The 12069-nt window shown below is 71.8% G+C and carries 10 protein-coding genes; 4 read left to right on the top strand and 6 right to left on the bottom strand.

Annotation, left to right across the window (positions count from 1 at the left end):
* Positions 1-62 precede the first annotated feature (62 nt).
* The 4 genes from Q7F20_RS15440 to Q7F20_RS15425 form a co-directional block, all read right to left on the bottom strand.
* Positions 63-2201: a 3-hydroxyacyl-CoA dehydrogenase NAD-binding domain-containing protein gene (locus tag Q7F20_RS15440; RefSeq protein WP_305740956.1), complete on the bottom strand. Its 2139-nt coding sequence runs from the start codon at positions 2199-2201 to the stop codon at positions 63-65.
* Between the two features lie 2 nt (positions 2202-2203).
* The gene (locus Q7F20_RS15435; RefSeq protein WP_305740953.1) at positions 2204-3415 is read right to left on the bottom strand and encodes a thiolase family protein; all 1212 of its coding nucleotides are present in this window, start codon (positions 3413-3415) and stop codon (positions 2204-2206) included.
* Positions 3416-3541: 126 nt separating this feature from the next.
* A complete protein-coding gene (locus Q7F20_RS15430; RefSeq protein WP_305740952.1) occupies positions 3542-4777 on the bottom strand; it encodes an HRDC domain-containing protein in 1236 nt (411 codons plus the stop codon).
* A complete protein-coding gene (locus tag Q7F20_RS15425) occupies positions 4770-5354 on the bottom strand; it encodes a DUF3000 domain-containing protein (protein WP_370871704.1) in 585 nt (194 codons plus the stop codon). The genes Q7F20_RS15430 and Q7F20_RS15425 overlap by 8 nt, the downstream gene beginning before the upstream one ends.
* Positions 5355-5377: 23 nt before the next feature.
* Here Q7F20_RS15425 and Q7F20_RS15420 point away from each other — a divergent pair, with 23 nt between their 5' ends.
* Positions 5378-6601 (top strand): alpha/beta fold hydrolase, encoded by a 1224-nt coding sequence (locus Q7F20_RS15420; RefSeq protein ID WP_305740951.1) that lies wholly within the window; start codon positions 5378-5380, stop codon positions 6599-6601.
* Positions 6602-6733: 132 nt separating this feature from the next.
* Here Q7F20_RS15420 and Q7F20_RS15415 read toward each other — a convergent pair whose 3' ends face one another.
* Positions 6734-7186, bottom strand: a complete 453-nt coding sequence (locus Q7F20_RS15415) for a SufE family protein (RefSeq protein WP_305740950.1) — start codon at positions 7184-7186, stop codon at positions 6734-6736.
* The gene (locus tag Q7F20_RS15410) at positions 7183-8088 is read right to left on the bottom strand and encodes a sulfurtransferase (RefSeq protein ID WP_305740949.1); all 906 of its coding nucleotides are present in this window, start codon (positions 8086-8088) and stop codon (positions 7183-7185) included. The genes Q7F20_RS15415 and Q7F20_RS15410 overlap by 4 nt, the downstream gene beginning before the upstream one ends.
* A gap of 187 nt (positions 8089-8275) precedes the next feature.
* Here Q7F20_RS15410 and zapE point away from each other — a divergent pair, with 187 nt between their 5' ends.
* The 3 genes from zapE to Q7F20_RS15395 all read left to right on the top strand — a co-directional run bounded on the left by zapE (position 8276) and on the right by Q7F20_RS15395 (position 12000).
* Complete coding sequence (zapE, locus tag Q7F20_RS15405; protein WP_305740954.1) at positions 8276-9238, top strand: cell division protein ZapE; 963 nt, start codon at positions 8276-8278, stop codon at positions 9236-9238.
* Positions 9239-9509: 271 nt separating this feature from the next.
* Positions 9510-10784, top strand: coding sequence for an ammonium transporter (locus tag Q7F20_RS15400; RefSeq protein ID WP_305740948.1), 1275 nt, complete (start codon positions 9510-9512; stop codon positions 10782-10784).
* Positions 10785-11343: 559 nt separating this feature from the next.
* Entirely contained in the window at positions 11344-12000 is a 657-nt protein-coding gene (locus tag Q7F20_RS15395; RefSeq protein WP_305740947.1) for a tyrosine-protein phosphatase, read from the top strand.
* Positions 12001-12069 lie beyond the last annotated feature (69 nt).

Below are 12069 nucleotides of genomic sequence, written 5' to 3'. Positions count from 1 at the left end.
CCCCGAACCGCGGCGAGCCGCGGTTCGGGGTGACCTCCGTCCTGCAGGGGCGAGCGGCCGGGTCAGTGCGAGGCGGGCCCGACGATCAGCGGCTCGTGGAACGTCCCGCCGAAGACGCGCTCGGAGGCACCGGAGCGGTCGAGGTACGGGCTGATGCCACCGGCCTGGAACGGGTAGCCGGCGCCGAGGATGAGCCCGAGGTCGATCTCCTCGACGTGCTGGACGACCTCGTCCTCGAGCATGCGGTGCAGCTCGTCGGCGAGGGCGTCCTCGAAGCGGCGCTGCATCTCGGCGGCGTCGACCGGCTTCGCGTCCTTCTTCGACGGCGCGACGAGCTTCACGGCTGCGGGGTCGTACCCGGTCGCGGTGCCCTTCTTGTCGCGGGTCAGGATGTGACCGAACTCGGCGATCTTCTTCAGCCCGTCACCGGGGTAGAAACGCTCGGGCCACGCCGCGTGGTGCGAGTCGAGCACGTGCGCGCCGACCGGCAGCCCGACGAGCTCGAGCAGCTCGAACGGCGACATCGGCAGGCCGAGCGGCGCAGCGCCCTGGGCGACGACGTCGAACGGCGTGCCCTCCTCGACACCGCGCATCGCCTCGCCGAGGACCCGGGCGAGCACGCGGTTCACGACGAAGCCCGGCTGGTCGGCCGTGATGATCGCGGTCTTCTTGAGGGTCTTCGCGACCGCCAGGGCGGTGGCGATCGTCTCGTCCGACGTCGAACCGGTCCGCACGACCTCGAGCAGCGGCATCACCGCGACGGGGTTGAAGAAGTGGAAACCGACCAACCGCGACGGGTCGGACAGGACCGATCCCATCTCCGACACCGACAGGGACGACGTGTTCGTCGCGAGGATGGCGTCGGGTGCGATGACGGCCTCGACGCGACGGAGGACGTCCTGCTTGACGCTCATCTCCTCGAAGACGGCCTCGATCACCCAGTCGGCGTCCGCGAACGCGTCGTAGGACACCGATCCGGACACGAGGGCCGTGATGCGGTTCGCGTCGTCGGGGGAGATGCGTCCCTTGGCGAGGAGTTCCTGCACCGAGGCGCTGATCCGGGCGACTCCCGCGTCGACCCGCTCCTGCGAGACGTCGGTGATCACCACGGGGACGCCCAGCCGTCGGGCGAACAGCAGGGCGAACTGGGACGCCATGAGTCCGGCGCCGAGGACGCCGACCTTCGTGACGGGGCGCGGCGAGACGTCGGCCGGGGCGCCCACCGGCTTCTTCGCGCGCTTCTGCACGAGGTCGAACGCGTACATCGACGCGGCGAACTGGTCGCCCGAGATGAGGTCGGCCAGGGCGTCGTCCTCGTCGGCGAACCGCTCGTCGAGGCTCCCGCCACGAGCGGCGGCGACGAGGTCGAGGGCCCGGAACGGCGACTTCGGGACCGTGCCGATCTTCGACGCCACCTGGTTGCGGGCGACCTTGACGACCGTGCCCCAGGCGGCCTTCTCGAGCATGCCGGGCTCGTTCTTCCGCACCACCTTGGTACGACCCGACACGACGCCGTCGATCCACGCCACCGAGGACGGCAGGAAGGTGACCGAGGGGATGAGCGCGTCGCCGATGCCGAGCTCGACCGCGGCCGGCCCGTCCATCAGCCGGTTGTTCTTGAGCGGGTTCTCGACGATGACGCGGAGCGCCTTCTCGGGGCCGATCAGGCGGGGGAGCAGCGTCGCCCCGCCCCAGCCCGGGATGATGCCGAGGAAGACCTCGGGGAGCCCGATCCCCTGCGCGGCCGACGAGAACGCCCGGTAGGTGCAGTGCAGTCCGATCTCGAGGCCACCGCCGAGCGCGATCCCGTTGATGAGCGCGAACGAGGGGACGCCGAGGTCGGACAGCTTCCGGAGCGTGGCGTGTCCGAGGGCCGCCAGGTCGTGGGCGACGTCCCGCGACGGCACCGAGGCGGCCTGACTGAGGTCGGCGCCCGCGGCGAAGCAGTACTCCTTGCCGGTGATCGCCACGGCCTGGATCGTCCCCGCGGTCGCCTCGGTCCGGAGCGTGTCGAGCACCCCGGAGAGCTCGTGCAGTGTGCGCGGCCCGAGCGTCGACGGCCGCTTGTAGTCCTTGCCGTTGTCGAGCGTGATGAGCGCGAGCGTGCCACCGGACGGCAGCGCGACGTGCTTCAGGTAGGAGTGGGTGACGACCTCGTCCTCGCTGAGGGCGAGGAGCCGGTCGTTGTCGACGATGGTCATGGTCACGCCGCCTTCCGTGCCGCGGACTTGCTGAAGTTCGGGTTCTCCCAGATGACGGTGCCGCCCTGTCCGAGCCCGATGCACATCGTCGTGATGCCGTACCGGACGTCCGGGCGCTCGGCGAACTGGGCCGCGAGCTGGGTCATCAGGCGGACGCCGCTCGACGCGAGCGGGTGCCCGACGGCGATCGCGCCGCCCCAGGCGTTCACGTTCGTCGAGTCCTGGGCGATGCCGTAGTTGTCGAGGAAGGCGAGCACCTGGACGGCGAACGCCTCGTTGATCTCGAACAGCCCGATGTCGTCGATCGACAGTCCGGCCTTCGCCAGCGCCTTGTCGGTCGCGGGCACCGGGCCGATGCCCATCACCTCGGGGTCGACACCCGCGAAGGCGAAGGAGACCATTCGCATCTTCGTCGGGAGCCCGTGCTGCTTCGCCCCGTCCTCCGAGGCGATGAGGCTCATGGTGGCACCGTCGTTCAGCCCCGCCGCGTTGCCGGCGGTGATGCGCCCGTGGGGACGGAACGGCGTCTTCAGCGCAGCGAGCGCCTCGAGGGTGGTCCCGGGTCGGGGCGGCTCGTCGCTCGAGACGATGTCCCAGCCCTCGCCCGTGTTGACCTCGACCGGCACGACGTCGGGCTGCAGCTTGCCGGCTGCCCACGCGGCGGCGTAGCGCTGCTGGGACTGCACGGCGTAGGCGTCCGTTCGGTCCTTCGTGATCGCGGGGAAACGGTCGTGCAGCCGCTCGGCGGTCTTGCCCATCACGAGGGCGTCGCCGTTGACCATCCGCTCGGCGACGAAGCGCGGATTCGGGTCGGCGTTGAACCCCATCGGGTGCCGACCCATGTGCTCGACGCCGCCGGCGATGGCGACGTCCGCCGCACCGAACGCGATGGCGCCGGCGAGGGTCGTGACGCTCGTCATGGCACCGGCGCACATGCGGTCGATCGCGTACCCGGGGACGGTCTTCGGGAGGCCCGCGAGCATCCCGACCGTCCGGCCGAGGGTGAGCCCCTGGTCGCCCTGCTGCGTCGTGGCCGCCACGGCGACGTCGTCCACCGCGGCCCCGTCCAACGAGGCGTTCCGGTCGAGGAGCCCGCGCATCGCGTGCACCGCGAGGTCATCCGCGCGGGTCTTCCAGAACACCCCCTTCTCACCGGCTCGTCCGAACGGTGTCCGGACTCCGTCGACGAAGACGACGTCTGCTGCCTTTGGCAATCTGGGCCTCCAGATCCTCGTTGATCAGGCTGGGCGCGTTCCGCCCCGCCCGGCCGGGTCCGACCCGGCGTGCACGGTCGACGCTATGCCCCGAGCCTGTGCGGACGCATGCCCGTTGGGGCGTTCCTACGACTCGGTGTTGCTCTCAGCAGCAGGCTCCTGTGCAGCAGCGACAAAGGCGTGCGCGATGATCGACGCCGTCTCCTCCACCTGCCAGGGGCGCGCGTCGTGCGCGGCGAGCACGGCACCGACGGTCTCGGTGGCGATCGGCGTCGGCGGCTCCCAGGAAACGGTCCGGAGGGTGTCCGGGGTGAGGAGGTTCTCGACGGGCAGGTCGAGCTCCTCGGCACGCTGCACCACCGCGGCGCGTGCAGCCTTGTAGCGGCGGTCGGCTGCCGGGTTCCGGTCTGCCCAGGCCCGGGGCGGCGGCAGCGAGGGCTCGCCCGCGGAACGGAGGCGGGGGAGGTCCTCGGTCGTGCGGCCCTCCTCGACGGCGGCCCACCAGCGGTCGAGCTCGGACCGGCTCGCACGGCCCGTGAAGGCCTTCACCCCGCTCAGCTCGCCCTTCGACGCCGGGTTCGCCGCCGCGGCCGCGACGATCGCCGAGTCCGGGATGGTGCGACCCGGCGCGATGTCGGCTTCGCGGGCGTACGCGTCCCGTGCGTTCCAGAGCGACCGGGCGATGGCCAGCGCGCGGGAACCGCGGAGGGCGTGCATGCCGGACAGTCGGCGCCACGGCTCGGCCTTCGGCGGCTTGGGCGCCCGGGTCAGGACGGCCGCGAACTCCTCTTCCGCGATGCGGGACTTGCCGGCGGCGTCGAGCTGCTCGGCGAGTGCGTCACGGAGGTCGGGGAGCAGCTCGACGTCGAGCGCCGCGTACACGAGCCACGACTGCGGGAGCGGTCGGGTCGACCAGTCCGCCGCGGAGTGGGCCTTCGCGAGCGTGATGCCGAGCAGTTGCTCCACGACGGCGCCGAGGCCGACCCTGGGGAACCCGGCGATGCGGGCGCCGAGCTCGGTGTCGAAGATGCGGGAGGGGACGAGGCCGACCTCCTGCAGGCACGGGAGGTCCTGCGAGGCGGCGTGGAACAGCCACTCCTCGTCGACGATGGCGGCCTGCAACTCCGCGAACGACCCGATCGCGATCGGGTCGAACAGGAAGGACCCGGCACCCCGGCGGAACACCTGGATGAGGTAGGCGCGCTGCGAGTACCGGTAGCCGCTCGCGCGCTCGGCGTCGACGGCGACGGGACCGTGGCCGGCGGCGATCGCGGCGACGGCGGCCTCGAACTCCGAGCGCGACTCGATCACGTGGACCGTCGCGTGGCCCTCCTCGAAGGCCGGGGATGCGGGGTCAGTCACGTGCGAGCCTCCTCGGGGCCAACAGGGTCACGCCGTCCGACGCGGGCGGCAGACCGGCGAGCATCGCCACGATCTCCTCCCACGCCTCGACGTGCGCGGTCAGGTCGTCCCCGCGCGGGGTCCACGAGGCCCGCAGCTCGAGCTGCGCCCCGTCGCCCTGCGCCGCGAGGTCGCCGTAGCCGCGCGAGATGATCTTGGTCGCCGTGCCCGAGGCGTGGTCGTAGGTCGCACCGTGCGCGGCGAGCGCGTCGACGAGCCAGCTCCACGTCACGTCGGCGACGAACTCGTCGACGCCGATCTCGGGTTCGAGCGGCGCCTGGGCGAAGGTCACGATGCGGAACGCGCCACCCCAGCCCTCCGGCTCCGAGGGGTCGTGCAGGGCGATGAAGCGGCCCGTCCCGAGGTCGGAGTCGATGCCGTGCGCGGCCCCCGAGACGTCCGCCGCCAGGGCGATCGAGAACGGTGCGATGCGCGACGGCGAGGGGATCTCGGTGACGGTCGTCTCGGCTCGCGCGCCGCCGGACGCCACGAACGCACGGAGCCGGGCGAAGGCGTCGGGCTCTCGGGTTTCGGACACGAATGCAGACTAGGCTCCGGAGCATGTCCCGATCCGTGCGACCCGCCGAGGACGCCGTCCAGGGGACCGCACGATCGGCCGGGGTCGTCGCCCTGGGGGCGGGCGTCGCGGCGGCGGCCGTCGCCACCGCCGTGATCGGTGGCTTCGTCGCGGCGGTGGCCCGCGCGGTCGTCGTCCCCGACCGCAAGCGCACCGAGCGCGTCCCGATCCACGCCGTCGACCCCGTCCGGATGACGGTGACGCTCGAGCGCACCGCGGACACCGAACTGCAGGGCCGCTACAGCCTCTGGTTCGGTGGCGGGACGGGGCACATGCGCGTCGGGGAGGTCCTCGGGACCACCGACACGACCGTCACCCGTCGCATCATCGCGATCGACGCGGGCGATCCGACGGCCGCCCGCCGAGGTCGCTGGGGTGGGTGGTTCTACCTGACCCCGGGCGAGCTCGACGTCCCGGTCGAGGACGTCGACGTCCCCACCCCGAACGGCCCGGCACCGGCGTGGGTGGTCCGCGCCGACGACCCGGACGCGCCGTGGTCCGTCCTCGTGCACGGTCGCGGCGTGACCCGTGCCGAGACCATCCGCGCGGTGCCGGTCTTCCGGGCGGCGGGCTACTCCGTGGTGCTGGCGAGCTGGCGGAACGACGGCGTCGCCCCGAGGAGCGTCGACGGTCGCTACGGCCTCGGCAGCACCGAGTGGGAGGACATCGACTCGGTCCTCCGGTGGCTCTCCGGCCAGGGTGCCTCGAGCGTCGTCCTGATGGGTTGGTCGATGGGCGGCGCGGTCGTGCTGCAGACCCTGGTGCGCTCGGCCTTCGCGGACCTCGTCGACGGCGTCGTGCTCGAGTCGCCGGTGGTCGACTGGCACGCGGTGCTCAAGTCGCAGAGCCAGCTGCTCCGGCTGCCACGGCCGGTCCGGAAGGTCGCGCAGCGCCTCCTCCGGACGCCGGTCCTGCACCGGCTCACGGGCCTCCGGCAGCCCGTCGACCTGCGCCAGCTCGACATGGTCGCGCGCGCGGACGAACTGCACGTGCCGATCCTGCTCATGCACAGCGACGACGACGGGTTCGTCCCGTCCTCCGCGTCGCACGCCCTCGCCGAGGCCCGGCCCGACATCGTGCGGCTCGAGGTGCAGACGACCGCTCGGCACACGAAGCTCTGGAACCACGACGCCGACTGGTTCGACGCCCGCATCCTCGCGTGGTTGACCGAGGTGGTGCAGCCGACCAGCGCGACCCACCGGCGATAGACGCGACCCCGTGACGGCCAGGAGGCGCGGTGCCAGCTGGCGCCGTCCCTCCAGGCACGGCCGCCACCCCGCTGGCGCGGTGCGCCGGTACCGGCTGGTGGGGCCCACCTCCCGTCCGACAGCGGTGCGGGTCTAGGAGACCGCCACCCGCGCCTGCACCTGGCGCTGCACCCGGCCCAGCATGCCGACCATGCCGCGGATCCGCAGCGGGCTGACCGCCTCGCTCAGCCCGATCGTGAGCGGGTAGTCGGACGGCACGGCGAGGACCTGCTCGGCCGTCAGGCCGGACAGCCCCTGCGCGAGGATCGAGGCGAAGCCGCGCGTGGTCGGTGCCTCGCGCGGCGCCGTGGCGTGCATCCGGACGATGCCGGGCGCGTCGCCGTCCGCACCCACGGTGACCGTGATGAAGACGGGGGACTGGCACTCCTCGACGCGCTCGAGCTCGTCCTCGTGCCCCTGCAGGCGTTCGGGCAGGGCCGGGAGCTCGTTCGAGAACTCGAGCAGCAGCTGCAGGCGGTCCTGCTGGGAGAGCTCGAGGAAGTCGTCGCGGATATCGGCGAGGGACTGGGGGAGTTCGTCGGTCATCGGTCGGTGATCGTACCCGGTTCGCTGCCGACGGCGATGGGGACGCGGACCGCGCTGCCCCATTCGGTCCACGAACCGTCGTAGTTGCGGACGCTCTCGTAGCCGAGCAGGTGCTGCAGCACGAACCAGGTGTGGCTCGACCGCTCGCCGATGCGGCAGTACGCGATGACCTCGTCCGCGTCGCCGATGCCGGCGCCCTCGCGGTAGATCGCGTCGAGCTCCTCGCGGGTCTTGAAGGTGCCGTCCGGCGCCGCCGCGGTCGCCCACGGGATGTTCACGGCGGTGGGGACGTGGCCTGCGCGGAGGGCACCCTCTTCCGGGTAGTCCGGGGCGGTCGTGCGGTCGCCGGCGTACTCCGGGGCGCTGCGGACGTCGATCAGCGGCTTGCCGAGGTGGGCGAGCACGTCGTCCTTGTACGCGCGGATCTCGGTGTCGATCCGGTCGACGACGGGGTACTCCGCCGGGGTGACCTCGGTGGCGTCGGTGGTGAGGGCACGGTCCTCGGCGATCCACTTCGCCCGGCCGCCGTCGAGGAGCCGGACGTCCTCGTGGCCGAACAGCGAGAACACCCAGAGGGCGTAGGCGGCCCACCAGTTGTTCTTGTCGCCGTAGAGCACGACGGTGGTCTCGCGGCCGATGCCCTTGGATCCGAGCAACGCGGCGAAGGCCTCGCCGTCGATGTAGTCGCGCTGCACCGGGTCGTTGAGGTCGGTGTGCCAGTCGATCTTCACGGCGCCGGGGATGTGCCCAGTCTCGTAGAGCAGGACGTCCTCGTCCGACTCGACCACCACCAGGTCCGGGGTGCCGGCGTCCAGGTGTTCCTGCAGCCACTCGGTGGAGACGAGCCGCTCCGGGTGGGCGTAGGCGGTGAACTTCTCGGACGTGTCGACCGGAGCGGTCATGGGATCCTCCTCGTGGGTGCTGGTGCGCAGGGCGCCGGGACTAGAGTCGGTCCTCGGTGCCTGCTGGCAACGGTACGCGGACGTACCGTCCCCATCGGCAACGTGACAGTGCACGACATGCTTCCCGGAAGGTCCCCCCTTGCCCGACCACCTCGTCGACCGCGACCCGCAGGTGACCCCGCAGCAGATGGCGGCCGCACTCGTCCCCCCGCCCCAGTTCGCGGACGCGTCCTTCGCCTCGTACCGCCCGGACCCCGAGTACCCGTCGCAAGCACAGGTGCGCGACGCCGTGGAGGCCTTCGTCGCCTCCGGCCCGGAGTCGGCCGCACCGCGCCGCGGGCTCTTCGGTCGTCGTCGTGCTGCTGCCGCTGACGCGTCCGCCCGGTCGGGCGTGTACCTCGACGGCGGGTTCGGCGTCGGCAAGACGCACCTGCTCGCCGCCGCGTACCACGCCGCCGTCGGTCGGAAGACGTTCGGGACCTTCATCGAGTACACGGCGCTCGTCGGCGCCCTCGGGTTCCAGGGCACCGTCGACCTCCTGCGCGGCACCGCCCTGGTGTGCATCGACGAGTTCGAGCTCGACGACCCCGGCGACACGATGGTCATGACGCGGCTCATCAAGGAGCTCACCGAGACGGGCACCCGGTTCGCCGCCACGTCGAACACGCCGCCCGGCGCCCTCGGTGAGGGGCGCTTCGCGGCGCAGGACTTCCTGCGCGAGATCCAGGCGATGTCCGACCGCTTCGACACCATGCGCATCGACGGACTCGACTTCCGCCGTCGAGCGGTCGACGAGTCCGCCGCCGTGGTCCCCGACGTCGCCGCGGCGCTGCCCGGCGGACGGGTCACGCTCGACGACTTCCGGGCGGTGGTCGCGCACCTGGCCTCAGTACACCCGTCCAAGTACGTCGCGATGGTCGAGGACCTCGACGCCGTCGGGCTCACGGACGTGCAGCCCTTCACGGACCAGACCGACGCGCTCCGTTGGGTGGCCCTGGTGGACCGGCTGTACGACGCGCAGGTGCGGATCGTCGCCTCGGGGACCCCGCTCGACCAGGTGTACCCCGAGTCGATGCTCGACGGCGGGTACCGCAAGAAGTACCTGCGCGCGGCGAGCCGCGTCGTGGCGCTGACCCGCGCCGTGGACTGAGCCGCCCGTCGTCCGCGACGGCGCGCTGCCCTGCCGCGCCGCGCCTCCTGGCCGCGTTCCGCGACGACTGTCGGACACCGTCCGGACGGACCGGGAGAACTCGTGGCCCCCGTCCAGGGGACTGCCCGACGGCCGAAACACGACGTTTACACGGAGGGCCGTCGCGTTACACCCGCGAAACACTTCGTGCTCCCTCGTGAAACCTCGCCTCGCCAGACTCGGTCACACCCGACGCGGACCAAGAGCCGCTGGTGCAATCGAGAGGTGAACAATGCTTGATCAGGGCCAAACCGGCTTCCTGCTGATCATGGCGGCACTCGTGCTGTTCATGACACCGGGCCTGGCGTTCTTCTACGGCGGTCTGGTGAAGGCCAAGTCCGTCATCAGCATGATGATGATGTCCTTCGGGGCCATCGCCCTCGTGGCGGTGCTCTGGGTCCTCTACGGGTACGCGATCGCGTTCGCGAACCACGGTGACGGCACGGCCGTGTCCGGTGTCGTCGGGTTCTTCAGCATCGACTGGAACCTGATCGGTCTCGGCCAGGCGTTCGAGCAGGCCAAGTCCAGCGCAGACGACTTCGCCTACCCGACGATGGCGTTCGTCGGCTTCCAGGCGACCTTCGCGATCATCACGGTCGCGCTCATCTCGGGTGCCATCGCCGACCGTGCCAAGTTCGGCGCGTGGATGGTCTTCGCCGGTGTGTGGGTCACGGTCGTGTACTTCCCGGTCGCCTCGTGGGTGTTCAACCTCACCTCCGGCTGGGCTCCGGTCTGGGGCGTCATCGACTTCGCCGGTGGCACCGCGGTCCACATCAACGCCGGTGCGGCCGGGCTCGCGCTGGCCATCGTCCTCGGCAAGCGCGTCGGCTTCGCCAAGGGTGCGCACAAGCCGCACAACCCGCCCTTCGTCCTGCTCGGTGCCGCGATCCTCTGGTTCGGCTGGTTCGGCTTCAACGCCGGTTCCGAGGGTGCCGCTGACGGCATCGCGGCGATCGCCTGGGTCAACACCCTCGCCGCCCCGGCCGCCGCGATCCTCGGTTGGCTGCTCGTCGAGAAGCTCAAGGACGGCAAGGCCACCTCGGTCGGCGCCGCATCGGGTGCCGTCACCGGTCTCGTCGCGATCACCCCGGCCTGCGCCGCGCTCACCCCGGGCTGGGGCATCCTGCTCGGCTTCCTCGCGGGCATCGTCTGCTGCTTCGCGATCGACTGGAAGTACCGCCTCGGCTTCGACGACTCGCTCGACGTCGTCGGCGTACACCTGGTCGGCGGCATCTTCGGCACGCTCTACCTCGGCATCTTCGCCAACGACACCGGCCTGATCTACTCGGGGTCGTTCGCGCAGCTCGGCAAGCAGGCCGCCGCTGCCGGTGCCGTCGGGGTCTACTCGTTCGTCCTCGCGTTCGTCATCGGCTGGATCATCGAGAAGACAATGGGCTTCCGCGTGAAGACCGAGGACGAGGTCGCCGGCATCGACACCGCGGTCCACGGCGAGGAGGGCTACGTCCTCTACGAGGAGCGCGACGAGACGCCGGTCTCGGTCCGGTAGCTCTTCCGGTACGACCGTCACGACGGGCCCCGCGCAGGCAGCAGCGCGGGGCCCGTTGGTGTGTGCGGGGGTGGGGGGTGTGGGCGGGGTGTTCAGTGCGGGCGGGCATGGGGTGGGGTGCGCGGTGCTGGCGGGCGAGGTGGGGTGCTCGGTGCTGGCGGGCGAGGGGTGCTCGGTGCGCGCGGACTCGGAACGACGTTGTCGATGTCGTACGACAGCGACGATGTCGTCGGGCCGCGCGTGCAACGGCCGGCGTCTGCAACGAGCGACCACGTCGATGTCGTACGACAGCGACGATGTCGCCGCGCAGCGCCCGCAACAGTCGGCGTGCGCAACAGCCCGCGGGAGCAACCACCCGCGCGTGCAACGGCCGGCGTGCGCAACGAGCGACCACGTCGATGTCGTACGACAGCGACGATGTCGCCGTGCCGCGCCCGCAACAGCCCGCGCGCGCAAGGAACGACCACGCCGATGTCGTACGACGTCGACGATGTCGCTTCGCATCGACGTGCGGCGGGGCAGCCCGCCCGGCACCACCCGCGTCGGGCAGAGTAGGGGCATGACGACGACGTCGAACACGCTGACGAACCTCCGCGAGGTCGGGGGCCCCGGCCTCCAGCACGGCCGCCGGCGCACGGTCTACCGGGCGAACACCGAGCAGGTCCTCCCGGCCGCGTACCCGACGGGCCTCGCCACCGTGGTCGACCTCCGCCGCGTGGACGAGACCGAGGCACTGCCGCACCCGCTCGCCGCCACGCCCGCGTACCGTTCGGTGCCGCTCTTCGACCCGTCCTCGGGCATCGAGTCCGCCGCCGAGGCCGTCCAGCTCGAGGACCAGTACATCGACTGGCTCGACCGCCACCGGTCGGGGATCGCCGCGGCGCTGCGGGCGATCGCCTCCGCCGACGGCGACGTGCTCGTGTGCTGTGCGGCCGGCAAGGACCGGACCGGCATCGTGAGCGCGCTGCTCGCCCGGCACTGGGGTGCGGACCAAGACGCCGTCGGCGAGGACTACGCAGCCAGCGCCGCGGGGCTCGTCGAGCGGTTCGCCGCCGAGCGCGCCGCGAGCACGGACGCCGAGGCCACGGCGATCGGGCACCGCTGCGTCCCGGAGATCATGACCACCGTGATCGAGCACGTCGAGCGGCGGTGGGGTTCGGTGGACGGGTACCTCCGCAGCATCGGCCTCCGCGACGCGGAGATCGCCGCGCTCTGACCGACGGCGACGCGCGCGGGGCGGGTCCCGCCCTGGACGTGCGCACGGACGGGAGGCGCGGTGCGGGTC

Origin of the sequence: Curtobacterium sp. A7_M15 (genome assembly GCF_030705415.1) — a bacterium.
In the GTDB taxonomy this organism is placed as follows: domain Bacteria; phylum Actinomycetota; class Actinomycetes; order Actinomycetales; family Microbacteriaceae; genus Curtobacterium.
The sequence above is the reverse complement of the archived record's forward strand: the minus strand, read 5'-3'. Positions and strand labels throughout refer to the sequence as shown.

Excerpts from the sequence above, each read along its gene's own strand:
- Q7F20_RS15415 (WP_305740950.1), bottom strand. The coding sequence starts at position 7,186 with ATGACCGACGAACTCCCCCAGTCCCTCGCCGATATCCGCGACGACTTC.
- zapE (WP_305740954.1), top strand. The coding sequence starts at position 8,276 with ATGGCGGCCGCACTCGTCCCCCCGCCCCAGTTCGCGGACGCGTCCTTC.
- Q7F20_RS15395 (WP_305740947.1), top strand. The coding sequence starts at position 11,344 with ATGACGACGACGTCGAACACGCTGACGAACCTCCGCGAGGTCGGGGGC.
- Q7F20_RS15400 (WP_305740948.1), top strand. The coding sequence starts at position 9,510 with ATGCTTGATCAGGGCCAAACCGGCTTCCTGCTGATCATGGCGGCACTC.
- Q7F20_RS15420 (WP_305740951.1), top strand. The coding sequence starts at position 5,378 with ATGTCCCGATCCGTGCGACCCGCCGAGGACGCCGTCCAGGGGACCGCA.
- Q7F20_RS15440 (WP_305740956.1), bottom strand. The coding sequence starts at position 2,201 with ATGACCATCGTCGACAACGACCGGCTCCTCGCCCTCAGCGAGGACGAG.
- Q7F20_RS15410 (WP_305740949.1), bottom strand. The coding sequence starts at position 8,088 with ATGACCGCTCCGGTCGACACGTCCGAGAAGTTCACCGCCTACGCCCAC.